Origin of the sequence: Lunatimonas lonarensis (assembly GCF_000390185.1) — a bacterium.
In the GTDB taxonomy this organism is placed as follows: Bacteria; Bacteroidota; Bacteroidia; order Cytophagales; family Cyclobacteriaceae; genus Lunatimonas; species Lunatimonas lonarensis.
The window spans coordinates 21,208-46,713 of record NZ_AQHR01000080.1; the positions used below are offsets into that span (position 1 = coordinate 21,208).

The 25,506-nt window shown below is 46.6% G+C and carries 19 protein-coding genes; 8 read left to right on the forward strand and 11 right to left on the reverse strand.

Annotated elements, in window-relative coordinates:
* Positions 1-11: 11 nt before the first annotated feature.
* The 11 genes from ADIS_RS12630 to ADIS_RS12685 all read right to left on the reverse strand — a co-directional run bounded on the left by ADIS_RS12630 (position 12) and on the right by ADIS_RS12685 (position 18,234).
* Entirely contained in the window at positions 12-851 is an 840-nt protein-coding gene (locus tag ADIS_RS12630; RefSeq protein ID WP_010854924.1) for a fumarylacetoacetate hydrolase family protein, read from the reverse strand.
* A gap of 193 nt (positions 852-1,044) precedes the next feature.
* The gene (locus tag ADIS_RS12635; protein WP_010854926.1) at positions 1,045-2,406 is read right to left on the reverse strand and encodes a GntP family permease; all 1,362 of its coding nucleotides are present in this window, start codon (positions 2,404-2,406) and stop codon (positions 1,045-1,047) included.
* 43 nt (positions 2,407-2,449) lie between these two features.
* Positions 2,450-3,094, reverse strand: coding sequence for a bifunctional 4-hydroxy-2-oxoglutarate aldolase/2-dehydro-3-deoxy-phosphogluconate aldolase (locus ADIS_RS12640; RefSeq protein WP_010854927.1), 645 nt, complete (start codon positions 3,092-3,094; stop codon positions 2,450-2,452).
* Entirely contained in the window at positions 3,063-4,067 is a 1,005-nt protein-coding gene (locus ADIS_RS12645; protein ID WP_035805877.1) for a 2-dehydro-3-deoxygalactonokinase, read from the reverse strand. The genes ADIS_RS12640 and ADIS_RS12645 overlap by 32 nt, the downstream gene beginning before the upstream one ends.
* A 243-nt stretch (positions 4,068-4,310) precedes the next feature.
* Positions 4,311-6,860 (reverse strand): phosphocholine-specific phospholipase C, encoded by a 2,550-nt coding sequence (locus ADIS_RS12650; protein ID WP_035805879.1) that lies wholly within the window; start codon positions 6,858-6,860, stop codon positions 4,311-4,313.
* Positions 6,861-7,012: 152 nt separating this feature from the next.
* A complete protein-coding gene (locus ADIS_RS12655; RefSeq protein ID WP_155907437.1) occupies positions 7,013-8,563 on the reverse strand; it encodes a SusD/RagB family nutrient-binding outer membrane lipoprotein in 1,551 nt (516 codons plus the stop codon).
* Positions 8,564-8,582: 19 nt separating this feature from the next.
* Complete coding sequence (locus ADIS_RS12660) at positions 8,583-11,840, reverse strand: SusC/RagA family TonB-linked outer membrane protein (protein ID WP_010854931.1); 3,258 nt, start codon at positions 11,838-11,840, stop codon at positions 8,583-8,585.
* Positions 11,841-12,256: 416 nt separating this feature from the next.
* Positions 12,257-13,621, reverse strand: a complete 1,365-nt coding sequence (locus ADIS_RS12670) for an aldehyde dehydrogenase family protein (protein WP_010854933.1) — start codon at positions 13,619-13,621, stop codon at positions 12,257-12,259.
* Positions 13,608-14,375, reverse strand: a complete 768-nt coding sequence (locus ADIS_RS12675; RefSeq protein ID WP_035805882.1) for a gamma-glutamyl-gamma-aminobutyrate hydrolase family protein — start codon at positions 14,373-14,375, stop codon at positions 13,608-13,610. Before ADIS_RS12675 ends, ADIS_RS12670 begins: the two co-directional genes overlap by 14 nt.
* Positions 14,372-15,520 (reverse strand): iron-containing alcohol dehydrogenase, encoded by a 1,149-nt coding sequence (locus ADIS_RS12680; protein WP_010854935.1) that lies wholly within the window; start codon positions 15,518-15,520, stop codon positions 14,372-14,374. The genes ADIS_RS12675 and ADIS_RS12680 overlap by 4 nt, the downstream gene beginning before the upstream one ends.
* Positions 15,521-15,684: 164 nt before the next feature.
* Positions 15,685-18,234 (reverse strand): phosphoenolpyruvate carboxylase, encoded by a 2,550-nt coding sequence (locus ADIS_RS12685; RefSeq protein ID WP_010854936.1) that lies wholly within the window; start codon positions 18,232-18,234, stop codon positions 15,685-15,687.
* Between the two features lie 242 nt (positions 18,235-18,476).
* Here ADIS_RS12685 and ADIS_RS12690 point away from each other — a divergent pair, with 242 nt between their 5' ends.
* The 8 genes from ADIS_RS12690 to ADIS_RS12725 all read left to right on the forward strand — a co-directional run bounded on the left by ADIS_RS12690 (position 18,477) and on the right by ADIS_RS12725 (position 25,451).
* Positions 18,477-20,780: a putative monovalent cation/H+ antiporter subunit A gene (locus ADIS_RS12690; protein ID WP_010854937.1), complete on the forward strand. Its 2,304-nt coding sequence runs from the start codon at positions 18,477-18,479 to the stop codon at positions 20,778-20,780.
* Between the two features lie 3 nt (positions 20,781-20,783).
* Positions 20,784-21,194 (forward strand): Na+/H+ antiporter subunit B, encoded by a 411-nt coding sequence (locus ADIS_RS12695; protein WP_010854938.1) that lies wholly within the window; start codon positions 20,784-20,786, stop codon positions 21,192-21,194.
* Between the two features lie 2 nt (positions 21,195-21,196).
* Positions 21,197-21,550 (forward strand): Na+/H+ antiporter subunit C, encoded by a 354-nt coding sequence (locus ADIS_RS12700; RefSeq protein ID WP_010854939.1) that lies wholly within the window; start codon positions 21,197-21,199, stop codon positions 21,548-21,550.
* Positions 21,547-23,061 carry a proton-conducting transporter transmembrane domain-containing protein gene (locus ADIS_RS12705; protein ID WP_010854940.1) on the forward strand — a complete coding sequence of 505 codons (1,515 nt, stop codon included), beginning with the start codon at positions 21,547-21,549 and terminating at the stop codon, positions 23,059-23,061. The genes ADIS_RS12700 and ADIS_RS12705 overlap by 4 nt, the downstream gene beginning before the upstream one ends.
* Positions 23,062-23,071: 10 nt before the next feature.
* Entirely contained in the window at positions 23,072-23,551 is a 480-nt protein-coding gene (locus tag ADIS_RS12710; protein WP_010854941.1) for a Na+/H+ antiporter subunit E, read from the forward strand.
* Positions 23,548-23,823 carry a cation:proton antiporter gene (locus tag ADIS_RS12715; RefSeq protein WP_010854942.1) on the forward strand — a complete coding sequence of 92 codons (276 nt, stop codon included), beginning with the start codon at positions 23,548-23,550 and terminating at the stop codon, positions 23,821-23,823. Before ADIS_RS12710 ends, ADIS_RS12715 begins: the two co-directional genes overlap by 4 nt.
* A complete protein-coding gene (mnhG, locus tag ADIS_RS12720; RefSeq protein ID WP_010854943.1) occupies positions 23,816-24,196 on the forward strand; it encodes a monovalent cation/H(+) antiporter subunit G in 381 nt (126 codons plus the stop codon). The genes ADIS_RS12715 and mnhG overlap by 8 nt, the downstream gene beginning before the upstream one ends.
* Positions 24,197-24,299: 103 nt before the next feature.
* Complete coding sequence (locus tag ADIS_RS12725) at positions 24,300-25,451, forward strand: lactonase family protein (RefSeq protein WP_010854944.1); 1,152 nt, start codon at positions 24,300-24,302, stop codon at positions 25,449-25,451.
* Positions 25,452-25,506 lie beyond the last annotated feature (55 nt).

Genomic DNA, 25,506 nt, shown 5'->3' on the forward strand with positions numbered 1-25,506 from the left:
TCTGTGATTTGTTACTCAACGGTGTTGGTCAGCGTACCTATCCCTTCTACTGAAATATTGATTTCATCACCGCTTCTCAGCGTAAAGCTACTGTCCGGGACAATACCCGTCCCCGTCATAAGTAGGGCTCCGTGTGGAAAAGAATACTCCAAAAACAAATACCTTACCAAGTCGTCAAATTTCCGCTTGATTTGGGAAATGGAAATAGAATCCTCAAAGACAACACCCGAATCCCGAACAATCTTTAGGGTTATTTGGGTACTTTGGGAAAGTGGTTCTTCGGTAACCAAGATGCAGGGACCAACGGCAGCCGATTTATCGTAAATCTTTGCTTGGGGTAGGTAAAGCGGGTTTTCGCCTTCTATACTTCTTGAACTCATATCATTTCCAATGGTATAACCCACGATCTTTCCCGAAGATGTTACAAGCAGCGTTAGTTCGGGTTCAGGGACGTCCCAAGTGGAGTCTTTGCGGATGCGGACTTTCTCACCGTGCCCTACCGCCCGGTGCCCAAGGGCCTTCAGAAATAACTCCGGCCTATCCGCATGATAAACCAGCTCATAAAAGGTGGCACCTCCGCTATCCTTACTTTCTTCCTGGCGTCCAAGTTTGCTCCGGTAATAGGTGACCCCGCTCGCCCAGATTTCCTGGTTCTTTACAGGTGCCAAAAGCTGCATCGACGAAACTTCAGTCCCCTCTTCCATCGGATTGGCCTCCAAAATATCTTGTTTGAGCTTTTTGTACAGGTTGTCATCATTGACATAGGTATCCCAATCAGCTGAAGTATTGATCGGGAAATAGTATCCAGCCTGCTCGGCAATGATTCCTTTTGTAGTTCGATATAGTTTCATGTTTCTATGGTTGATTTTCAATGGTTACAACTTATCCCTGGATATCGGGATGCCTGCCTATAGATCGGCAGACAGGGAATCCCTGCCCTCTGGCAGGTCGCATAGCACACAATCGTCTCATTATTTGCCGCTTTCGTCTTGCCTGTCCTCCCTTGGTAGGCTCAATTTCACCGGATTTCACCATTTGGAATACCTAGTTTATGATCAAGGTCAATAATAAAACGATCAAAAAACCACTTACGGAAATTATAGTTTCCATGACAGTCCAAGTCTGTAGTGTTTGCTTTTCGGAAATATCGAGGTATTTCTTTACCAACCAAAACCCGCTGTCATTCACGTGGGACAGAATACAGGAACCAGAGGCAATGGCTATGCCGATGAGGGCCTTCATGGGCTCCGAATAATCCATTCCCATCAATACGGGTGCCATCATACCACCTGCTGTCACCATGGCTACGGTTGCGGATCCCTGTATTACCCGGATAATAACTGCTATGATGTAGGCCATCACCACTGGCGCAACGTTGTAATTAATGAAAACTTGGGCCAAGGCCTCTCCTGCTCCACTTTCCACCAGTATTTGTTTGAACATCCCCCCTGCGCCGGTGATCACAATAATCAGGCCTGCGGGGGCAAGGGCTTTGTCAGAAAACTCAAGCAATTGCTTTGCTTTGTAGCCCTTTTTGAATCCCAAAAAATAAGAAGCTATCAGCGTAGCGATGGTAAGCGCCATGAAGGGATGCCCTACAAACTGAGCCAGTGCCACTAGGAAATGCCGGCTATCCAAATAATCCAAACCAACCAACATGCTGCTGGTCGTAGCCACTAGAATGAGTACCAAAGGAAGCGTAATGACAAAGGCAATCATCAAAAAATCACTTTTACGTGGTTCTTGGGTATCTTCCTTAAATTCTATATGGGATGGTACGGGTACATGGATTTTTTGGGAAATATACTTTCCAAACAGGGGGCCTGCTATAATCGAACAGGGCAAGCCAACCACGATGCCAAAAATGATCATCCAGCCCAAGTTGGCATCAATGATCTCAGCGACAGCCACTGGCCCGGGAGTAGGTGGAATGAATGCATGGGTAACCGCCATGCCAGCAAGCAAAGGGATGGCGTAGTGAAGCAAGGACAGTCCCGACCGCTTCGTAAGGGCATAAATCAGGGGAATCAAAATGATAAAACCCACATCTAGAAACACCGGAATTGACACGATGAAACCTGTTAGCATCAGTGCCCAAGTCGTTCTCTTTTCCCCAAAACCCTTCATAATATAAAAGGCAAGCGTTTGGGCACCACCGGAGACCTCCAATAGCTTCCCTAAAATAGCTCCAAGGCCTACTACAATGGTGATAAAACCCAAAATGTCCCCCATCCCTTTTTGAAGGTTGGCGATTAGGGCCATAAAGGGCATACCTGACGCCAGACCTACGAAAGTACTGGCAAGTAATAGGGAAATAAAGGCATGTACTTTCACCTTCATCACCAGCACCAACAGCAAAAGAATCGAAAGGGATGTGATGATGAAAAGATAAAGCGTTTGATCCATGAGTGGGTTAGGGTTTACCGAAACTGAATTAAGGTGAGCGTGTTTAGAGGGTTACTTTGTTGTACATCCTGACAAAATTCGACATTAGCTTTTCCAACCCCTTCCAATCCTTCTCCAAGACAAGATTTTTCGGGGTCAGTCCAGTGCCAAGTCCCACACCTGACGCACCTGCTTTGAAGTAATCCCCCAAATTTTCCAACGTCACCCCTCCCGTGGGCATCAGCTTGATTTCATTAAGTGGGGCCAGAACATCCTTGATATAGGTAGGACCCAAGGTACCGGCAGGAAAAACCTTAACCATCGTAGCTCCCATTTGCCAGGCACGGTAGATCTCGGTGGGCGTGTAGGCTCCCGGGAAAACGGGAATTTTATGGATTACACAGTAATTTACGACATCATCGTCAGAGATGGGCATAACAATAAATTGTGCACCTGCGTCCAATGCCTGGTGCATCTCGTTTAGGTTGCAAACGGTGCCGGCTCCTATATTCAATCTATCTCCATAGGTATCGACCATTTTTCGTATAGACGCCAAAGCCCCTGGAGAATTGAAGGTAATTTCCATGGTGGAAATACCCGCCTTGATCATACATTTGGCGATCTCTTCCAAACTCTCGGTGGGCATATTTCGAAGAATACCCACAAGGGGCATTTTGTTAAAAGCTTCCCAGGAAAATGCTTCTCTCATGGTTCATATTTTGATTGAATACTTTGAATTGACCGGAGACAACTGATTTTTCCACCATTTCCTTTGAAATGATAATGGACGGAATACCAAGGATCTCAAATGCCATCCTATATGGATTGAAGACATTGGAGGTGCTACAGAGGTAAATGGGTATATCGGCTTCTGTCTCGAGGCTTTTTAATTCACTCCCAATTAGCACCCCACTTAGGTAATGGAAATTTTGCGAAGGCGTATACACACCGAACAAATCTTGCGTGCGAACTTTAAAAAGACGGGACAATAATGGTCTATTGAAACCGTCTTGTACGCCTGAAGTGAATGCCCTGACGTGGTCGGGATTTTCCGTATCCTCATTAGGAGAAATACTTGCGCCCAAAATACTGTGACGACCCAACACCTCAAACAATTCGCCGGTAAGAAAAGTGGTAAAATCAACAATCTGGCTGTTTTTAACCCATATATGTTTGGAGTGAGTGCCGGGTAGAACAAACAGCCCATCTCCGGAAAACGCTTTGTAATCCTGGATAATCCCGATAAGTTGGGTCTCCTCCCCTCGCATCACATCCCGTTCATTCTTCAGACCCGACAATAAAATCAGTGAATTGGGAAAATCATCGGTCACTCCCATGAAATCCATGAAGAGATTTTTACCCGAGGTATTGAAAGGGAGGAGCGCAAAAGGGAGTTCTTTTAATCCAATGCTGGATGAAGCCATCCCTGAACAGATAATTAGCAAGCCGGCAAGTTCCTCTTTGGCCAATCCCTGCAGTTCCCTGAGTCCGTCGGCCAGCACCGCTTTAAAATACTCAAGCCTAGAAACGCCATCAGTCAATCCTCCATCCAGAAACATCCGATTAACCTTTGCAACGCCCATCTCCTTCGACATCTCAGCCAGTACGCTTAGATCAGACGCATCGACCAACTTTAGGCGAAAGGACGTAGTACCCCAATCACAACTTATAAATTTCAACATAGATTTACATGCATCTACAACGTACCGTCTCCATTCGCAACTTCTTCATTCTCCCATTCGCTCCGAAGGGACTGTTCAGAAAAAAATGGAGGCTGGACAATCCACCGCCCCCAATCACCATTAAAGATAGATATATTAGGCGGGTAAAATAATTCAACTTATCAAAAAAATAAAAAAATCCACCACTTCAATGACCGAAATGGTGGATTCATAATGGAACCGTATGGACCAATCGCTTTATTATCAGCTCATCTGTAGGTTGTCTATACCCCCCATGTACGGATCAGTACGGCTAGGGAACCCAAACTCGGCCCTTCCCGCATATTGTCTTGTAAATTTGTCAAATCCTTGAGCGGTAATTGAAAAATCGTACCACCCATGGCTTTTTGACAAATCAATGTACAATACGCCTGAACTTCTTTCAGCGACTACCAAATTCCCGGACCCTAGCGAATAGGCATTGTCCTTCACCAGCAACTCCAATGGCCGGTCACCGTTGTTGAACAGATCCAACTTCACTTTTCCCTGCGAGCTGAAACGATTGGTTCGCTCATAGCTAGCCCTCACATCCAAACTCGGATCGTTTGCATCCCCGCTTAGCTTTCTGAAAAACCCATTAGGCCCCAGCACATCTATCTCATACATTTTGCCGGGAAACCGATCCAATGGCCAAGCGTAGGATATTCCATCCCCGGCTTTAACCGCAAAAGACCATACGGAGAGGGGTTCAAAACCACTTCTTCCTTCGAAATTGCGCACATAAGCATGAAACGGCGCACCGAGTGCCTTTTTGCCAAAAAGGCGACTGGAGGCAACAAAATCAACTACCATCTCTTTTCTCATACTATCCATGCGTCCGTCCACATTCAGTTCGTAAGCCAGGGCATTCGATGGCTTGGTTCCAGGTTCCTGCCGGGGCATCCATGGCGACAAGCTTGGATTTACGTTCAGTTGACCCACCTCTGATTTGCTTAAGGCCTTGAAGTTATCCGGAATATTCTTAAAACTAGCGTTGTAAATCGACTTAACGTGTTCTTCTCTATTTACTAGATCAGGAATCTCTACGGTTTCTCCGTTATAGGGCCTAAAAACGGAGGTAAGGTCACCGCATATCGCTCTTCGCCATTCGCTGATATTGGTTTCTTTGATCTCTTTTCCGGTCTTTTTAGAAAGAATTACCTCCATCAATTGGATTACAGAAGTAATATCACATACTTCGGAGTTGACCCAACCACCCCGGGACCAAGGAGAGGCTACGACCAAAGGCACCCTGTATCCAAGTCCAACAGGGCTTTCCCTTGCATTTTCCGGCTTCATGCCGGGCGTATCCAACTCCTGTTGAAGCGTCACATACTCGCCGGTGGCATCCAGTCCATCAGACATGCGTCCCGTGGAAAGGTCTCCGGGCTTGGGAGGTACGAAGGGAGGCACGTGATCGAAATACCCATCGTTTTCATCGTAATTGAGAATGAAGATGGTTTTCTTCCACACCTCCGGGTCTTGGGTGAGAATATCCAATGCCTCAGAAACGTACCAAGCACCATACCAAGGTGCACTCGGGTGATCAGAAAATTTCTGGGGGGCCACTAGCCAAGACACGGTGGGAAGTTTACCGGATTCCACGTCTTTTCGAAACTCGTGAAAGATATCTCCCTTCGGAATCTTCACCTCTCGCTTCTCACCTTCAAACTCGTAAGTAAGTGTTTCCGTAGCATGGTAGTCTGGATCCATGTTATTTACGGTAAACGCCCGTTGGTGCAGGGATTTTTCACGATCCGAAAGCTTTTCGAAGGACTCGGGGTTCCAGGCTTTTAATGCTTCGGTCACGCTAGCCAACTGCTCCCTTTTTTCGGATAGCATCTTTTCAAGATCTACCCGGCTACTTCCCTGCGCTTCCTGAAGCTGCCGCTCCGCAACCTGTATTTCTGCGGGCAGTTGTACCTCCATCTTTCTAAGAAACGCATAATGTCCTGGCGTAAAACGCACCTTGAATTGGGTGAACCATTCCAGGTTGTTATCGGTAAAATTTGCCAGCAAGGATTCTTCCTCACCGGAAAGCTCTGTGGTAAGGCTTACCTCATTCTGATACACCTTCCAAGAGATGCCATGATCCTCCAACCGCTCTGGAAAGGTGTTCCAATTCACCTCCTTGGAATAGCCAATGTCTGAGTTTCGCACCTTTGGTTTATCTCCCGGTTTACCGTGTGTCTTACCGGTCCAGTGGTAGTTCCGGTTGGTCGTGGTACCGGTAAGCGAAGAACAAAAATGCTGATCACAAACCGTGAACGCATCAGCAAATGCATAGTAAAAGGGTATATCCTCCCGCTCATAAAATCCCATCGTCATGGGAACGTGCGCAAACTCCTTTCTGCCCGAGCGTTTGGCCTCGATCCATCCATCGTACTTTCCGTCGTTTCTGGCGTCTACCTGATTCTCCCAGGAATGGGGAATGTCCTTCATCCAGGTGGCTTTTGTATCCTTTATGTTAAAGCGAAACGGAGAAAAGGTATTTCCATCCTTATCACTCTGCATCCATACCAGGTTATTATTTGGCAATCGAATGGCGCGCGGGTCGTTAAAGCCTCGAACACCTTTCAGTTTGCCAAAACAATGGTCAAAAGACCGGTTTTCCTGCATCAGCACGACAATGTGCTCTGCATCCATAAAGGTGGAGCCTGTTTCCGGATTGATAGCCATCGCCTTTTGGATGGAAGCAGGAAAGGAAGACCATAAACCGGCTCCACCAGTGAAAACTGCTGCTTTTTTAAGAAAGTCTCTCCTTGAATCTTTCATTCGATACAATGGTTAATGTTTTTTATTTTCTAGGGTAGAAAAAGCAGTGTAAGGTACAACTTGTAACCCATTGCCTCAACACCATCTATGTAAGAATGGCCATGAGAATTTTCCCATGGCCAAATCAAACACCAATTTATAGGATCGGCAGCTTACTGCGCATCCCACCAAACACGCGTAGTGATTACGTCTGCACCCTGTCTCGCGACCGCCTCCTGATAATTGTCCCGATTGAGGGCCTGTACACCGGTAGGGTACATAAACCTCCTGGGCACAGAGTCAAAAAACGCCGCAGGGCCTGGAGTTACCGTGGGGATGCCGGTTCTACGCCAATCATACCAACCCTCCATACCGGTAAAAAACAAAGCCAACCACTTTTGCATACCTATTTTCACCAGCTTTTCCTGTTGCGAGCCTGTGTAGGCTATTGGTGCCTGAAGATAGTAGTCGGGAGCAGGCTGGGTCACGTCTGCGATGGGGTTCAGATTGGCAGCCCTCAGTCTAGCCTCATAATAATCAAAGGAGGCACGAATTCCATTTAAGTAATAGGTTTCGGCATTTCCGGTTGTAATGAAGCCTCTTTCCCTGGCCTCCGCAAGAATAAATTGCACCTCCGAGTAGCTCATCAACATGGTCTGAAAGCCGGTTGGTGAGGCGAACGGAGAACACTGTAGACAGGAAAACAACAAACCGATATTTGAAATGAAGTTGGATCCTCCTTTTGTGGGATCGCCGGTGGGAGAATAACCGTATGCATCCTCATCGGCAAGTCCATTTGGCACGCCAGCGTAATCCTGTGGTCTACCAACCAGTCCTGCCCTTGAATCCGTCGTAGGCTGTGCATACACATGGAGTCTAGGGTCGTTGTAGTCCTTGAGCACCCGCTCCAATGTGGTACTTAGTCGGTATTCATCGAAGGATCCTGAACGGGTGGTAAAAAGGTAGTGCTGATTCGGCACATCTGCTAGATGTTGCAGAGCTGCATTATCTTCGTTTCCGGTAATGATGGGGCTGCCGGAAGGATCTGCAACAATTGACTGCATGGCCGAAGATGGGTCAATCCGTTTGGACAACCTCATCAATGCCCTCAATCTAAGAGAATTGGCAAGCTTTTTCCATTTTAGGACATTTCCACCAAAGAGAATATCACCTTCCATGGTCTCGCTGGAGGATCCCAATAATTGATTGGCCCTAGCCAAATCAGCCAAAATCCCCTGGTAGATTACTTCCTGTCGATCGAACTTGGGATAGTTGATCTCTTCCTTGGCTCTGGTAGCCTCCGTAAAAGGAAGATCACCATAGGCGTCGGTCATAAACGCGTACATCATGGATTTCATAACCAAGGCGGCACCCACATAATTGTTTTGGCCGGCAGCCTCCCCGAGATTTACCACGTTGTTTACATCCCTCATGGCGTTGTAAAATACGCTGTACGGGTTGCCCTGTGGACCCCAATTGTACCTATCTTCATTGGTAAACTGTATTTTAGCAGAATACTGCACCACTACATTACCCAATCCCCAGGATTTCCCTACTATCTCATTGGAGGCAACCCGTATGATATGAGGCAGCAGGAGAGCCGGTGACACGACTTCCGGACTATTGGGGTTACGGTTTACTTCTTCAAAATCCTTGTCACATCCTGTCATTACAAACAGGGTTACGGCAGCAAGTAAACTGCTATATTTTAGAAATTTGTTCATGATCATCATCGTTCAGCGATTAAAACTTTAGGTTAAGATTGAACCCTATGCTCCTCGTCGAAGGAAATGCCATATCCTCTACTCCTGGAATAAGTGTTCCTCCAGACATGGACATGGTCTCAGGGTCAAAGTGTGGGTTTTCGGTCCACAAAAAGAGGTTTCTTCCTACCAAGGAAAGTTTGGCTTCCTGGAACGGAAGCTTATTCATGGCCGCCGCCGGAATATTCACCCCAAGGGTCACCTCTCGCAGTTTCACAAAAGAGGCATCGTACATGGCCGCCTCCACATTGCTACGCTCATAGTACCTATTGTGCCAATCCCTGGAGCTGATTTTTCTGTCATTTGGGATAAAGGAGCCATCGGCTGTCCGGATCACACCGGGACTTATGATGCCATTGCCTTCCACGCTTAGGTCATAGCCGTTTTCCCTGCCAAGCAAAGTCTCCGCCAACTGACCGGAGGTTGAGCCAATCGTCTTGGTACGGGATACTACAATGCCCCCATATCGGATATCAAAAAGGAAACCAAGGTAAAAACGCTTGTAGTTCAGTGTATTTTGGATTCCCAACATCCAGTCTGGATTATAATTCCCCCATAGTTTTACAGCAGCACCTGTCAGGGGCGTACCGCTCGTATTATGTATGATTTGACCAAAATAGGGGCTGTTGGGATCCTCTACCCGCTCAAATCCCCTTCCGTAAATATTGCCCATACGCTCGCCCACACGCGCCTGAATGTTGGCACCATTTCGGCCCACCATGGAGTAAATGTCCAAACCGTCGGTCAGCTCAAGCACCCTGCTTCTGTTACGGGTAAAGTTAGCCGAAACATTCCAGGTTATGCCGTTGGCTTTTTGAATAGGGGTACCGTTTACCATTACCTCTAGCCCATGGTTTTGGATCTCACCTGCATTGATTATTCTACTGGCATACCCGGTGGAGATGTCCAACTCGATCGGAATGATCTGGTTACGGGTTCTGTTATCGTAATAGGTTACGTCCAATCCCAACCTGCCTTTTAAGAACCGAACATCTGTTCCAAACTCATAGGAAGCGGTACGCTCAGGTTTCAGGCTTGCATTGGTAAGACGGTTTGATTCCGATTTGACCTGTATAGATCCCCAGGCGATTTCGGGATTGAATACATTCGTCAGGCTGTAGGGGTCTGTATCATTTCCCACTTCTGCAAATGCTCCCCGCAACTTGAAAAAGGAAATGGCAGATGGCATCTCTATCATATCGGAAATCACAGCACTCATGGTTACCGAAGGATAGAAATAGCTGTTACTGTTCACAGGCAGGGTGCTGGACCAGTCGTTCCTCCCGGTGATATCCAGGAACAACACGTTCTTGTACCCTATTTGCCCAAATCCATACATGGAATTAATTCGCTTCTCCGAGGTGAAATGGTTGACTTGCAGGTTTACTGCGGTATTGGTAAAGTTGTAGATATTTGGTATCAACAACTGGGGAGCCCTGGTCTGCTGCAGACGGTTTTCCTGTACCATTTGGTTTCCTCCTAGAGAAACGGTATAGGTCCAATTTGATTTTCCGGTTTCTGAATAAGTCAGCAAAAAATCGGAGTTTCGCTCGCTAAAGAAAACCATGTCCTCACGGTAGCTTCCGCGGGGAAATCGCTGCGTGCTAAACGCCCTCCTACGGTCCCGTAGATCGTTGAACAAATCCAAGCCAGTCCGTACCATCAAGCTAAGTTTGTCGGTGAACTGGTAGTTTGCCATTACGTTCCCGAAAACCCGGTCTTTACTCTGACCGTTGGTGTTTTCGTATACGGTAAAATAAGGGTTATCGTGGTAGTTATAGTTGTAGTTGAACTGCTGCACACCCTCCAGACCTGGCATCCAATAGTCACGCAAGCTACGGGTATTTACCTGCCTTCCATACCAAATCCACAGATACATCAAGCTCTCCGTACCATAACTGATGCTGGGTCGGTTTCCGCTGACCGAGTTCTGGTAGTTGATCGTCGTGTTTAGGCTAAGTTTGTCGGTGATCTGTGTCATACCGTTCATCGCAATGGTGTTTCTTTTCAGATCGGTATTGGGTACTATTCCTGTCTGATCAAGGTTGGTCCAGGAAAACCGGAAATTGGACTTATCGCTTCCGGCCGCTATGGCAACGTTGTTGGAAAGGGTTACACCGGTTTGGAAGAAATCATTGATGTTATTTGGCTGGGCAATCCATGGAGTGGGCGTAATAGTACTGCCCGCAGGAGCATTCAAATCCCCTCCCCTATATCCGGGTACATTTCTTGGCGAATCAAACTGCGCGATGGAAAGTCCGGCATCCATAGCAGGCCCCCAGCTTTCATCCACCCCATCAGCTAACCCTCCGCCTCGGCCATTGACAAAAGAAAACAGGCCGTTATTACCCTGTCCGTACTTGTCCTGCCACTGTGGCATGGTTAAAGGAGACTCGAAGGTGGTGTTCGAGTTGATGGTAACACCCAGCCCTTTTTTATTTTTACCGGTTTTGGTTGTGATCAAAATGGCCCCATTTGCAGCTCTTGATCCGTAGAGTGCCGCCGCAGCAGGCCCTTTCAAAATAGAAACCGAGGCGATATCGTCGGGGTTTATCTCTCCGGCTGCATTGCCGTAGTCAACCTCCAAGTTTCCGGAACCCGACGCTCCTACCAAGCTATTGCTGATGGGTACCCCATCGACCACAAAGAGTGGCTGGTTTGCGTTAATATTCAGGGATGATTCACCCCGGATCGTCACCCGGGCCGAACCGCCAATACCACTCGATGAATTGGTTACCTGCACGCCGGCAACACGTCCACTGAGTGAGTTGATCATGTTCGTTTCCCGTGCTTCGGTAAAGCGGTCACCATCCACGGCCTGCACAGAGTAGCCAAGGGCTTTTGTTTCCCTCTCCACACCCAGTGCCGTCACAACCACCTCGCTCAGATCCTCAGAAGAATAGACGAGGGACACATTAACTACGTTTTGGTTGCCGACGGTAACTTCCTGCGTGGTAAACCCAATGTAGGAAATAACCAGTACCGACTCAGGCCCAGGCACTTCCAGTTGATAATTTCCTTCGATATTGGATACCGTACCCCGGGTCGTTCCCTTGATCAATATCGAAGCACCTAGCACCGGGTCTCCGGTACCGCTTTCAGAGATTTTGCCACTCACCATCCGGCTTTGGGCGTGAAGACCAAAATTGGTCGCAACTGTAAAAAGCAGACCTATCAGAAAAATTTTCGACAGTTGGTAGATCGGCCTTTTACCTTTTTTTTGTACTACATTTCTCATAGTAAATGGGTTGAAAATGAGGTAATGAAATAGGGTTAAAATAGATTTAAATAGGCAGTGCTTATTCTTCCTTGCAAGAGAAAAGCGGACATAAAAATTGGTCTTAGCAAACAGAAAATTCTCTAAAAATACGGATAACCTGTATGTGGCAGGGTTGGAGAAATCCCGAAATTAGGGCCAATTATATACGGATTAAATTTAACAAATTTTCACCTTTCCCAAACGATTGCAATGGTAGATTTTCTGTTTTATAGAATAATATTTTTTTGTTTTTGATGAACGGCCAAATTTGACCATAAAAACTCACATCAAGGTGGAAAAGGCGATTAACAAAAAATGAACTTTTAAAAACCTGACGTAACCATTTGGTAAAAAGAACGGGTGGGGCATTTGAAACCCTCACCCGATTTTGGACATTAATCTCTGAGGTGATAGGCCTTTGGCTGCACGAAGGCACGAATGCCTTGGTAGGAAAGCGTAGACCCCAACCCGGAATTCTTCCTACCCGACCAAGGAACATTCGGACTTACCCGGTCGCAACAGTTCCAATAGACCGTTCCGACAGAAAGTTGATCCAGAAGATCAAGCGCCCGTCCCTTGTTGGCAGAGAAAACAGCCGCTGTTAGTCCATAGGTGGTATCCTTCATCAACGAAAGTGCTTCCTCATCATTCGCCACCTTTTGTATGCCAATGATCGGGCCAAAAGACTCTTCTTTCATTACTTCCATCTGATGGTTCACCGCTGAGAGGACAGTAGGCGCAAAGTAATACCCTTCTCGATCTAGCGAATACCCTCCGCACTTGAGCTCGGCACCCTTTAATAGCGCATCCTGCACCTGTTCCTCCAAAATTCCTACCTGAGGCTGCCGGGTGAGTGGGCCAATGAAGGTGGTTTTGTTCATGGGATCTCCCACTTTATAGGATTTCACTTCCTCCACGAAGTAATTGACAAACTCATCGTAAACAGATTCATGTACGTATATCCGCTCTACAGCGCAGCAACTCTGTCCATTGTTGTAAAATGCTCCTTCTGCGGCATTTATGGCTGCTTGTTTGACATCGAAAACATCATCCATAATGTAGAGTGGATCCTTGCCTCCCAACTCCAACTGAACTGGAACCAATTTGGGAGCTACTTGGGTCGCGATGTACTTGCCCGTGTTATACGATCCCGTAAAAAAATACCCATCCAAATCAGCCTCCAACAAGAGCTGACCGACCTCTCCCGTTCCGAAGATGCATTCAAAAACATTTTCCGGCACACCGGCACGCCAAAGCAATTCCCTAAATTTCATTCCCGTAAGGGATGCAAACTCCGATGGCTTATAAATCACCGAATTACCGGCAACCAATGCATATAGAAAAACATTGTAGCCCACGTTATAGGGGAAATTCCAAGCAGAAATATTCGCCACTACGCCCAATGGCTCGTAGGCAATACGCTCTTTGGTAGCACCTTCCGTGACCATATCCTCAGACGCCAGCCATTTTAGCGCGTTTGCCTCCAAATGAACCAGTCGGTTGTTGGCCCCGCGTATTTCGTTTATGGATTGCTGTAGAGGTTTACCGGTTTCCTGTGTCAGGATCACCGCCAACTCATCCAAGTTCGCCTCGACGAGTTTTCCAAATTTTAACAGAATAGCAAGACGTTCTTCTACCGACAACTCAAACCAAGCAGGTTGTCCTTTTCGCAGCTTTTCTATTTTTTCCCTTACTTGTTCTGCATTATCAGAGAGGATTTCGGTAACGATGGCCCCATTGGCCGGATTAATGACTTGCATGTAAATTTTCCTTTACGTGAGATAAAAACATTTCGATGATTTTACCGGATTCCAGGGTACCATCGTGTTTTTGGTAAGAAAACTCGGGATGCCACTGTACGCCCAGTACCTTTCCCGGAGTACTCTTTGTATACGATACAGCCTCGACGAGCCCATCTTCGCGGCAGGTTGCCAATACCTCTAAGCCACTGCCCAGATCCTTAACGCCTTGATGATGCACCGAATTAACGATACACCCCGAGTCATGGCCATAGATATCCCCAAGTAGCGAATTTGTGGGAAAGGAAACACCGTGCCGCAAATGGTCATAGGCATCGGCATCCCTGTGCAGAATGGCATCCGGGCGTTGAGTAGCTATGTCCTGGTACAAGGTTCCTCCCAGAAACACATTCAAAAGCTGAAACCCACGGCAGATGGCCAGGATGGGTTTTTCGTGTCGAAACGCGTACTCCATCAGCTTAAGCTCATAGGCATCCCTCGTCGGGTCACCTAACCATTTGCCAGGGATTATCGGCTTTTCATTGTAGGATGCCGGGGACAAATCCGTCCCTCCCTGGAATACAAACCCATCCAATTGATCCATGATAGGGTAAAGAAAAGAATCCTCTACCGTAGGGATCAGCACGGGCAATACCCCTACCTGGCAAACAAAGTTTGCCATATCCTTTTCGAGGTAATTTAGGGTCTTGGGGCCAAATACCAGCCGACCGGGATCAGGATACATCAAGCAGGAACTGATTCCTATCTTTATCATAGTGCCTCTGTGTACAACCTTTTAAAATCTGCTCTTGACACTGGTTTTGGGTTATTGGGATGGCAAAAATCAGCAAAAGCCAGGTCAGCCAAGGTTTCCAAATGGGCCTCTTCTACCCCTATTCCGGAAAGGCGGGTAGGCAAATTCAGTTGTTGATTCAATGAAAACAGGTAATCCACAAACTTATCACCGGCCTCGGCCCCAAGCCCCATCATAAACGCCATTTGGTCAAACTGCTGCTCGAATCCCTCGTAATTAAACCTCATCCCAAAGGGTAGGTTCACGGCGTTGGCCAACCCGTGGTGGGTATCCAAAAGGCTGGATAGCGGATGGGCCAAGCTGTGGACGATCCCTAGTCCCTTTTGAAAAGCTACAGCTCCCATCATGGATGCCATTAACATTTGTGCACGGGATTCCAAGTCGGGCTTATGGGTTGCCTGTACGATCGAATTACTGATCAGCTTCATTCCTTCCAGGGCAATTCCGCTACAAAGTGGATGGAAATTCTTCGCAAGAAATGCTTCCACATTATGCGTTAGGGCATCCATTCCGGTTGCTGCGGTAACAAATGGCGGCAAATCCATGGTCAATACCGGATCAGCAAATACCATTTTCGCCAATAGACTAGGAGAAAACAGAATGCGCTTCTTTTTGGTGTCATCTTCGGCAATGATTGCGCTACGGCCTACCTCGCTTCCCGTACCCGATGTCGTCGGCACTGTCACGAGATGGGGAATTGGTTCGGTTACGTATTTGTCTCCACCAATCAAATCATCGTAATCAAATAGATCACGGTGGTGGTTGATACTTAGGGCTATCGCACGCGCCACATCCAATGGAACCCCGCCTCCAATACCGACTATTGCGTCCCGGCCCGTGTTGACAAATAGTTCCTTTCCTTTAATTACATCCGATTTAACGGGATTTTTGTGCATTTCAGCGCACACTTCCACGGAGATACCGGCATTCCGCAGGGATGATATGATTTTTTTGAAAAAATCCAGCTCCTTTACCAAGGGATCGGTTACCACCAGCGGATTTAGCAATCCCTGTGATTTTAAATACCCGGGCAATTCATCAATTACACCGGTGCCGAACCGGATCGTGGTAGGAAAACTAAAGGAATATCGACTCGTTAAATCCATTTTTTTTGATGTGTTGAATAGGGGTTGAATACGACTTTTGAACAAATAGTAATACTAGGTATTTATTACCGCTTTTTTGAGAAACGGTCTACACAATTTTTTCCGCAAAATAAAAAAACCTCTCCGATAATTCAGAGAGGTTTTGGTAGTAGGCAATGTCGGATTTATGCAGCGTTGCGGGCCGCATTGATGATCCCAAACATGGTTCGAAGGATCAGTTTTTGAAGTGCCGCATCTTCCTTGCCTTCTTCAAGTATTTTTTGAATGCCGTATTGCTGTATGGTGATGAGCGGCAACACAATTCGTTCCCGTATACCGATGGATTCTCTGCTCAACTGGTTATCCTCCAAAAGATTTGCCATATTGGAAACCTTCAGGATATTGGCCAATGAACGCTGGTATTCCTCAAAAAGGGTATTCCAAAAACCTCCATAGGTTTCACTATCCTTCAAATACGCTGTAGCTGGGTAAAATGACTTGGCCAACGACTGCATGGAATTCCCCAATAGGGACCTGAAAAACAAGCTGTCCTGGTACAATTTACGTACCTCGTCCAGTTTGCCCCGTTTTTCCATTTCCTCGATTGACCTTCCCACACCAAAAAAACCTGGAATATTTTGCTTCATCTGTGCCCAGGCACCAACAAAAGGAATGGCTCTGAGGTCTTCAAACTTCATTCCTCCTCCCTTACTTCGCTTGACAGGTCTTGATCCAATATTGGTCATTCCGAAAAATTTGAGCGGAGTGACGTGTTCCAAGTAGTTTACAAACTGCGGATGGGCTTTCAACTCCTTATAAGCCTCGTAACTATAACCCGCCATTTCTTCGATCAGGGCTTTTTGCTCCTCGGTGAGGCTATTTTCAGAGCTGGGATATAAATGGCTTTCCAAACCGGCACTGAGCAACTGCTCTAGGTTATAGGTGCAGCTTACTTGTTTTCCATAGTTGGACGAAATGGTCTGTCCCTGAATGGTAAGCTGTATCTCTTTGTTTTCCACATTTGGTCCCAGCGAAGCATAAAAATTGTGGGTATTTCCTCCCCCTCGCGCTGGCGGCCCTCCCCGACCGTCGAAGAATACGAGATCTATCCCTTTCTCCCTTGCTGCAAGCGTAAGGGCTTCTTTTGCCATTAAAATGGACCAGTTAGCCCGGATATAACCACCATCCTTGGTGCCATCTGAGAACCCGACCATAATGGTCTGTTTATTGTTTCGTTGATTAAGATGCGCACGATACGATGGATTGCTGTAGAGTTGCTCCATGATGGCAGGGGCCGACGCCAAGTCATCGATCGTTTCAAACAGCGGTACAATATCTAAATGCAATCCCTTTTGCCCTCCTACCAATATTTTAGCCAATTGGAAAACTTCCAGCATGTGCTTGGCAGATTGGTTGTTTGATATTATATACCGATGGCAGCCCATTGGGCCGTTGTTTTTCTGGATATAATTGATGACCTGGAAACTGCTGACCATCTCCTTATGAAAGTCATCCGGCAGTTCATCAACACCAGGTAATTTTTTGTAGGATTGAATCTTTTTGATCTGCTCTTGCTCAGACATACCCGAAAATTCCTCCAATGCCTTTTCGCCCTCTGATGTCCGAATAATGCCCTCCCATAGATCGTCGTGCTTGCGGCTGTCCTGACGAATGTCCATACTCGCAAAATGAAACCCAAAAACCCGAACCTTGAATATAAAGGCATCCAAAATATCGAGAAACAGTCCATCGTGATATTTTACGATGCCGTCCCTAGCTTCAAAGAGCAACGCAAGAAGCTCATCCTTTGAGCTGAATTTTTTGTCACCACCGAACAGCGAATCATAAATCCCCCGTTCGGCCTGTATCAAAAAGGGCTCTACGTGATGGAAAGTCAGCCTTCTCCTAACCTTTCGGATATCGCGGTAGTAACACTTGAGAATCGAATTTTGCAGTTTATCGGCCACCTTGGTAGTGATATCATGGGTTACATAGGGATTGCCGTCCCGGTCACCCCCCGGCCAAAATCCCACCTTAAGCAGGTTGGGGTTTTCCCAATCATGCAGGGGAATCTCCAGTCTGTTGAGCATCCGGATAAGCACGTCTGATATACTAGGGTAAAAGACATTCTCCAAAAACCAACACAAGCTGACGGCTTCGTCGTAGGGCGAAGGTTTTTCCTTGTTGATAAATCCGGTTTTACCCAGCTGTTGGAGCAGCATGTTTATCATTCCAAGGTCGTTGGTACGGATGGCAGACTCCAAGTCTGTGATTATGGCGAGGACATTGCCCGGGTAAAACTGCGTGGGATGTGCAGTAAGTGTAAGCCTAACAGAGAAGGATTTTAGTTTTTCGATCAGATCGGCTTTTTTGTGGTCATTTTCAGCACGTGCTATCAGTGCTGTCATGGTACCCTTTCCTTTTAGATCGTTGATCTTCTCAAATGCGGCATCCTCGATGGAGTCGAAAAGTACCACTTGCCTTTCAATATACTGAACCATCTTGAAAAGGAGGTCGTGGCGTTCCTTGTCGGATTTGTCTGAAAGCAGCTCCTCAAAAAATCGGTGAATGATTTCCTTTGGCGTCTGGTTTTTTTCGAAACCCGCTTGACAGATACTGGTTAAAATTGGCAAAAGGGTACCAGTCCTATATATATTGTCAAAAGGCAAATCCAAAAAAAGACTGTTGTATATGGTAAAACGCTTGGCGACTTCCGTCTCGTATGCATTTGACATCGTGAATTTTGGTTTGGTTTGAACTACAAATTACCCAAAAATGATCATTTTTTTTCTCCTAACATACTTTAGCGGTTACAAATTTAAATTCCATGGAAATCCCCAATCCTAGCTTCTTAAAAATCAGTTCCTTATTCTATCAATTTATCCTTCACTGACAATAACCTGCTCAATATACCCCACCCATTTGAAATTATTTCTTATTTTTAACGCTTTAAAACCAACCTATTAATACGATCTTCATGCTGTTAGTGGTGTTTTCCGGCTTTATCATGGCACTTGGTATGCCATTTATAATCAGGCGTTTGAATGGTACCCGTTCGGCTTGGATTTCGCTCTTTCCCTTTGTGCTGTTTTGTTACTTTTTGGGTTATTTACCTCAGGTCAGTGCCGGAAATACCGTAAAGACATCTTGGGAATGGGTTCCCAGCTTGGGTGTAGGATTGGATTTCCATTTAGACGGCCTTTCATTGCTTTTCACTCTTCTTATTACAGGGATCGGAACCTTGGTCTTCCTGTATACTTCCTCCTACCTGAAAGGACACGTGTACCTCGACCGGTTTTACGGATATCTTTCCCTTTTCATGGGGTCGATGTTGGGGGTAGTTTTGGCCGATAATATCATAACCCTCTTTGTCTTTTGGGAACTTACCAGTATTAGTTCTTTTTTCCTGATCGGGTTCAACAATGAAAGTGATGCGAGCAGAAAGTCAGCCCTAACCGCGTTGACCATTACCGGGATGGGCGGGTTGTTTTTACTCGCCGGGATGGTAGCAATAGGAGCCCTGACAGGAGAATACCAAATCTCGAATCTTTCTGCATTAGGTACTGAAATTCAAGGTAGCGAGTGGTATGGATTAATCCTGATTCTCTTTTTCTTGGGAGCTTTCACCAAATCAGCCCAGTTTCCTTTCCACTTTTGGCTTCCGGGAGCCATGAAAGCTCCTACCCCCGTATCAACCTACCTTCATTCTGCGACGATGGTCAAGGCTGGAATTTATATTCTGGCACGGTTTACACCGATCCTGGGAGGGGATGGCTATTGGAACAGTACCCTTATTGTAGTGGGTGGTGTTACAATGGTTTACGCCGCAATCCATGCGATTTTTAGGTTGGATCTAAAAAGCATCCTTGCCTACTCCACCATATCCGCATTAGGGGTATTGGTCTTCCTGCTGGGAATAGGAAGTGAAGAGGCGCTATTGGCTGCAGGCGTATTTATTTTGGTGCATGCGTTGTACAAGGCCACCCTCTTCTTGGTCACAGGTATCGTAGACCACGAAACCGGAACAAGGGACATCACGAAGTTGTCCGGGTTGAGACACGTAATGAAGCCAGTAGGCATTGCCGCGCTATTTGCGGCACTTTCCAATGCCGGCGTACCCATAACATTCGGATTCATTGGGAAAGACCTTATATATGAAGCTACGCTTCATGCAGGATCATTGGGTGGAGTGCTGACGGTAATGGCCCTGGTAACAAATTCGGCCTTGCTGGTAGCCGGCTTTATGGCCGGCATCAAACCCTTTTGGGGCAAGCTGCCCTCGGCTTTTCAGCAAGTGCACTTACCTGTATGGTCGATGTGGTTTCCGCCTTTACTGTTAGGGTCTTTGGGGTTGGTTTTCGGGGTGATCCCAAGCTTGGCGGAACCTTTGATGGGCCCGGTATTTACGTCACTTACGTTGGAACAGCCTGCCTTTCACCTCAAGGTCTGGCATGGGTTCAACACCGTGTTGTTGCTAAGTGGCGGCACATTGGCATTTGGGATTGGCGTCTACCTGATGTTAAAGCCATCTGAAAAGCTTTTCGCCAACGTTGTCCGCCTGGAGGCACTATCCCCCCAAAGTCTAATGGGCGGTATTGCCAGGGGCTTCGTCACCTTTGCGGAAAAGTGGACAGGTTTTTTCCAAAACGGCTACCTGAGGTATTACCTCATTACCATCCTTAGCTTTTTGGTCATCTTGCTTGGCTATAGACTGTTTTTGGGTGTGGAGCTATACGTGAATACCGGGATGCTCTCGGAGGTCACCCTGTATGAGGCAATCATCGTTTTTATCATGGCGGCGGCCATATTTTTTACCGTGTTTTCCAAGTCCCGCCTCACGGCGGTGGCCTCCCTAGGCGTGGTAGGTTACAGTTTTTGTTTGATCTTTCTGTTCTACTCCGCACCAGATCTGGCCATGACACAGTTTTCGATCGATACCCTGACGGTGATTCTGTTCGTGCTGGTTTTGTACAACCTGCCGAAATACCTGAAACTCTCGGATAACCGATCAAGGGTGAGGGATGGCATACTCTCGCTGATTTTCGGTGCATTGATCAGTATCCTGACACTTGAAGTACTGAATGAAACCGTCCAAAAGGACATATCAACCTACTATGCAGAGAATGCCTACCTGTTGGGCAAAGGAAAGAACGTGGTGAATGTGATTTTGGTGGATTTCCGAGGCTTTGACACGATGGTAGAGATCACGGTGCTTGCAATTGCCGCCCTTGGTGTTTTTTCCCTGCTTAAACTTAGATTAAAGAGTATCGAAAAAGAATAGACGATGAAGACAATCATATTTCGAACCGCATCCAATTATCTACTGCCCTTATTGTTGCTTTTTGCAGTGTTCATTCTGCTACGGGGCCATTACCTGCCCGGAGGAGGATTTGTTGGTGGGCTGATAGCGTCCATAGCATTTGTAATCCATTCCTTTGCCAATGGACTGGATAAGACAAAGAACATTCTGAAGTTCCATCCTGGTTTCCTGATGCCCGTAGGACTCTCCTTGGCGTTAATGGCGGGGGCCGCACCTTGGCTCTTGGGTCTACCTTTCATGACGGGCCTTTGGTTTGAGGAGCCAACTCCAGTCATCGGATTGGTAGGATCTGCCCTGTTTTTTGATACCGGCGTTTTTTTGGTGGTCATTGGAGTCACGCTTACCATCATTTTTACCATTTCTGAAGGACTATAGCGATGGAAATTTTACTGGTCATATTGATTGGGTTGTTATATGCCGCGGGAGTCTATATGATTCTAAGGCGAAGTCTGGTAAAGTTGATTATTGGGCTGATCCTGTTGGGCAACGGAGCAAACCTGCTTATCTTTCTACTGGGCAAGGTGGTCAAAGGAAGCCCTCCAATTATCGATTCAGCCGGGAAAATGTTGGAAGGGTTATACGCAGATCCACTACCCCAAGCACTGATACTTACCGCCATCGTAATAAGTTTCGGACTCCAATCCTTTGCCATCATTTTGGTGAAACGGGCCTATAAGGTAGTCAAAACGGACGATTTGGATGAAATGAACGCAACCGACGAAGATTTATGAGTAATCCCTACATTGTTTTACCGATCATCTTCCAGCTTTTTTTAGCTGTTCTCCTTATGTTCTGTTGGACACAGAAAAACCTGCAAAAGTTAATCAGCGTGGTAGGTTCCGTTATTGCGTTGATTATTTCCGGGGTACTTTTTGCATCCGTTTGGAACAATGGCATTCTTACCACGCAGGCGGGTGACTGGGTGGCACCCTATGGAATCACCTTCGTGGCGGATTCATTGAGTGCGCTCATGGTACTGCTTACCGCGATAGCTGGGTTGGGCGTATCGATTTTCTCAGTAGGCAGCGTCCGCAATGCCCGGGTAAGATTTGGATACTTTGCTATTTTTCATTTCCTGTTAATGGGGCTAAACGGTGCCTTTTTGGCCGGGGATATCTTCAACCTATACGTGTGGTTTGAAATCATCATCATTTCCTCTTTCGTGCTAATTACGATCGGAGGTGAAAAGGCGCAGTTGGAGGGTGCAATCAAGTACGTAACGATGAACTTGCTGGCATCTGTTGTCTTTCTCACCGCTATCGCAATTCTGTATGGGCTTACCGGGAGTCTAAACATGGCAGACCTCTCCAGTAAAGTGGCAGCGGTGGAAAACCGGGGATTGGTCAATGTGACGGCCGTTTTGTTCTTGGTCGGCTTTGGGATCAAGTCGGCAATCTTTCCCTTGTATTTTTGGTTGCCAGCCTCCTACCACACCCCTCCTCCTGCCATATCGGCGATTTTCGGTGGCTTGCTTACAAAAGTCGGCATCTATGCGCTTCTTCGTGTTTTTACCCTCATATTTATACCAGATGAATTCCTGATCACCGTAATAACGATCGTTGCGGCGCTTACGATACTCTCAGGGGGGATTGGTGCTCTCATCCAAAACAATATCCGAAAAATCTTCAGTTACCTTATCATTTGCCATATCGGCTTTATGATGGCCGGGTTGGGCATTTATACGGAGGTAGCCATCATTGGAGTCGTTTTCTACCTTACCCATGACATCATCGTCAAAACGAATCTATTCATGGTAAGTGGAATTATTTTCAAAATCAAGGGCACCTACAGCCTTCGGCTTTTGGGGGATTTTTACAAAACCTACCCAAAACTGTCCCTGCTGATGGCCATACCGTTGTTTTCATTAGTCGGTATCCCGCCACTTTCCGGCTTCTGGGCGAAAGTGTACCTGATCCAAGGAGGGATTGTTTCCGGTAACTATATCGCGGTTGCTTTCATCCTATTGGGTAGCCTACTTACGCTCGTCATCATAGCAAACGTGTGGTCAGGTGTTTTCTGGAAAGAAGGAGCCGTTCTTCCGGCAAAGAAAGGTGTGAAATACTACCATGAGCTCAGGCCTGTTAAGCGGCTTGCTATGATTGCTTCGGTCGTATTTCTTAGCGCTGTCTCCCTCTTTATTGGCCTTGGCGCGGAATACATCATACAGGTTGCTACCTCTGTGGCTGACTCATTGATGAATCCAGAGCCTTACATTCATGCAGTTTTAGGTAAAAACCCTTAAATTTAGCACCATGATCAAAACCCGCTTTTTGAGCAACCTATTACTATCCTTTATCTGGCTGGCGGTCACGGGAACCTTTAGCTTTGAGAATTTTGTATTCGGGTTTCTACTGAGTTTTATCCTGATGTGGCTGATAAGTACCAATAGAAGGGAAGATTCCTACTTCAAGCGAGGTCCGAAAACGATAGGCTTCATATTCTTCTTCCTTTATGAACTGGTCAAAGCCAATATTCAGGTAGCCTATGAAGTGATCACACCTAGCCATCTTATGTCTCCGGGGATTATCAAAATACCCTTGACGGCGAAAACTGACCTGGAAATTACCCTCCTGGCCAATCTGATCACCCTCACCCCGGGAACGCTCAGCCTTGATGTGTCTGACGATCGGAAAGTCCTCTATGTACATGCTATGCACGTACGGGACAAGGACAAATTTATAGAGGATATAAAAAATGGCTTCGAAAGAAGACTTTTAGAAATATTGAGATGACGATATACAACTACCTATATTACATCATTTTACCTGTATTGGCTGTTTGCACGGTGATCATATTCGTGCGCTTTCTGAAAGGCCCTACCCTTTCGGACAGAGTGGTGGCCTTGGATCTGCTTCTTACAACCGGCATCGGTATTATAGCCGTATACAGCATCCTGACAGATCAGCCCTCCTTTTTGGACATTGCCATGATCCTGGCGTTGATCGCATTTCTGGGTACCGTGGCTTTTTCCTATTACCTTGAAAAACGAGAAAAAAATGAATGAGATCTTCATCTACTTACTAACCTCACTCGGTGCATTGTTTATTTTACTAGCGGCAGTCGGAGTGGTGAAAATGCCGGATCTTTACCTGCGGATTTCCGTAACTACAAAAGCGGCCACTCTTGGGATTGGCCTGATCTTGGGGGCAGCAGCTATTTATTTTACAGATACAGCCATCACCTCCAGGGTATTGGCCATCATCCTCTTCATGTTGTTGACCGCTCCTGTTGGCGCACATATGATCGGCAGGGCTTCCTATTTCACCGGTGTAAAGCTCTGGGAGGATTCAAAGTACGACGACCTAAAAGGAAAATACAATCCGAAAACCCACCGGCTTTCGAGTGAAGATAAACCGGATCTGCCGGAAAAACAGTAGAACCGAAAACGATCAGAAATACCCACCAAAACCAATTCATAAATCGCTCGAAATTCTCCCGATCTTTATGGGGCAAATGCTGAACAAAGAAAAGACACCACTTATGAAACTTTCTTTCTACACCCTAGCCATACTGTTGTTGGCTTCCGCCTGCGGAAGCGGAAACACCGAAGTCACCCAAACCAAAAAAGAAACCATGAACACAACCTATCGATTTCTTTTGGGATCCTATACCAACGCACCGGAACACGGTGTATACCTCGTCGCCTTTCATAGCGAAAAAGATTCCCTTTCCATCGACGCGGTGGCCTCCGAACCGGAAAACCCGTCGTTTGTTATCATAAATCGAGCCCAAAATAGAGTTTACTGTGTAGAGGAAACAGGTGGTGAATCCGGAGGAAAAGTGAGCGCATTTTCGCTACAGCAAGGCAAATTCACCAAACTGAACACCGTATCCGCAGGAGGAAATGGCCCCTGTTATGTTACGCTTGACCCATCCGAACGTTTCGTTATCGTTGGCAATTACTCTGCCGGTAATTTCTCCGTGATTCCCGTAAGTGCCGATGGCAGTTTGCTGGAACCTATCCAAACGATCGCCCACACAGGAAGCAGCGTCAATCCCAGAAGACAAACCAAACCCTATGTTCACTCGGCGGTCTTTCATCCCAGTGAACCCCGGGTTCTGATTGCCGACCTTGGTACGGACGAGGTAGTAGTGTATGATTTTGATGCCACAAACGAGTCCCCATTAACGGAATCACCCGTTTTCAGGCTGCGGGTAGCACCTGGTGCAGGCCCACGTCACATGGTCTTTAATTCCTCAGGAGACAGACTTTACCTCGTACATGAAATCACTGCGGCCATTGGTGTTTATGCGTACGAGGATGGAAAACTAACCCACTTGGAGACCCACAGCCTTCTCCAGGAAGGGTTTGAAGGAAATGTAGGCGCTGCGGAAGTTAGGATTTCTCCAGACGGGAAATTTCTATACGCATCCAATCGGGGAGATGCGAACGAACTGATCGTTTTTGAAACCATTGAAGATGGGAAATTAAAACACGTTCAAACCATTCATTCAGGAGGAAGTGCGCCCAGAAACTTCAATATCACTCCTGACGGCAAGTTCCTTTTGGCGGGAAACCAAAACAGCAACCTGCTGTTGGTCTTCTCGAGAGACCAGTCCACCGGCATCCTTACTCCTACGGATATCAGTTTGGAAGTAAATAAGCCTGTATACATTACTTTTTTGGATTAGCTCCCTCACGTCAGGAATTCAGCTTAAAAATAAATTAGCGTGATGCTCTGATTTT

Excerpts from the sequence above, each read along its gene's own strand:
- ADIS_RS12660 (WP_010854931.1), bottom strand. The coding sequence starts at position 11,840 with ATGAGAAATGTAGTACAAAAAAAAGGTAAAAGGCCGATCTACCAACTG.
- ADIS_RS12725 (WP_010854944.1), top strand. The coding sequence starts at position 24,300 with ATGAAACTTTCTTTCTACACCCTAGCCATACTGTTGTTGGCTTCCGCC.
- ADIS_RS12670 (WP_010854933.1), bottom strand. The coding sequence starts at position 13,621 with ATGCAAGTCATTAATCCGGCCAATGGGGCCATCGTTACCGAAATCCTC.
- ADIS_RS12630 (WP_010854924.1), bottom strand. The coding sequence starts at position 851 with ATGAAACTATATCGAACTACAAAAGGAATCATTGCCGAGCAGGCTGGA.
- ADIS_RS12690 (WP_010854937.1), top strand. The coding sequence starts at position 18,477 with ATGCTGTTAGTGGTGTTTTCCGGCTTTATCATGGCACTTGGTATGCCA.
- ADIS_RS12700 (WP_010854939.1), top strand. The coding sequence starts at position 21,197 with ATGGAAATTTTACTGGTCATATTGATTGGGTTGTTATATGCCGCGGGA.
- mnhG (WP_010854943.1), top strand. The coding sequence starts at position 23,816 with ATGAATGAGATCTTCATCTACTTACTAACCTCACTCGGTGCATTGTTT.
- ADIS_RS12695 (WP_010854938.1), top strand. The coding sequence starts at position 20,784 with ATGAAGACAATCATATTTCGAACCGCATCCAATTATCTACTGCCCTTA.
- ADIS_RS12655 (WP_155907437.1), bottom strand. The coding sequence starts at position 8,563 with ATGAACAAATTTCTAAAATATAGCAGTTTACTTGCTGCCGTAACCCTG.
- ADIS_RS12715 (WP_010854942.1), top strand. The coding sequence starts at position 23,548 with ATGACGATATACAACTACCTATATTACATCATTTTACCTGTATTGGCT.
- ADIS_RS12675 (WP_035805882.1), bottom strand. The coding sequence starts at position 14,375 with ATGATAAAGATAGGAATCAGTTCCTGCTTGATGTATCCTGATCCCGGT.
- ADIS_RS12680 (WP_010854935.1), bottom strand. The coding sequence starts at position 15,520 with ATGGATTTAACGAGTCGATATTCCTTTAGTTTTCCTACCACGATCCGG.
- ADIS_RS12650 (WP_035805879.1), bottom strand. The coding sequence starts at position 6,860 with ATGAAAGATTCAAGGAGAGACTTTCTTAAAAAAGCAGCAGTTTTCACT.
- ADIS_RS12640 (WP_010854927.1), bottom strand. The coding sequence starts at position 3,094 with ATGAGAGAAGCATTTTCCTGGGAAGCTTTTAACAAAATGCCCCTTGTG.
- ADIS_RS12645 (WP_035805877.1), bottom strand. The coding sequence starts at position 4,067 with ATGTTGAAATTTATAAGTTGTGATTGGGGTACTACGTCCTTTCGCCTA.
- ADIS_RS12635 (WP_010854926.1), bottom strand. The coding sequence starts at position 2,406 with ATGGATCAAACGCTTTATCTTTTCATCATCACATCCCTTTCGATTCTT.
- ADIS_RS12685 (WP_010854936.1), bottom strand. The coding sequence starts at position 18,234 with ATGTCAAATGCATACGAGACGGAAGTCGCCAAGCGTTTTACCATATAC.
- ADIS_RS12710 (WP_010854941.1), top strand. The coding sequence starts at position 23,072 with ATGATCAAAACCCGCTTTTTGAGCAACCTATTACTATCCTTTATCTGG.
- ADIS_RS12705 (WP_010854940.1), top strand. The coding sequence starts at position 21,547 with ATGAGTAATCCCTACATTGTTTTACCGATCATCTTCCAGCTTTTTTTA.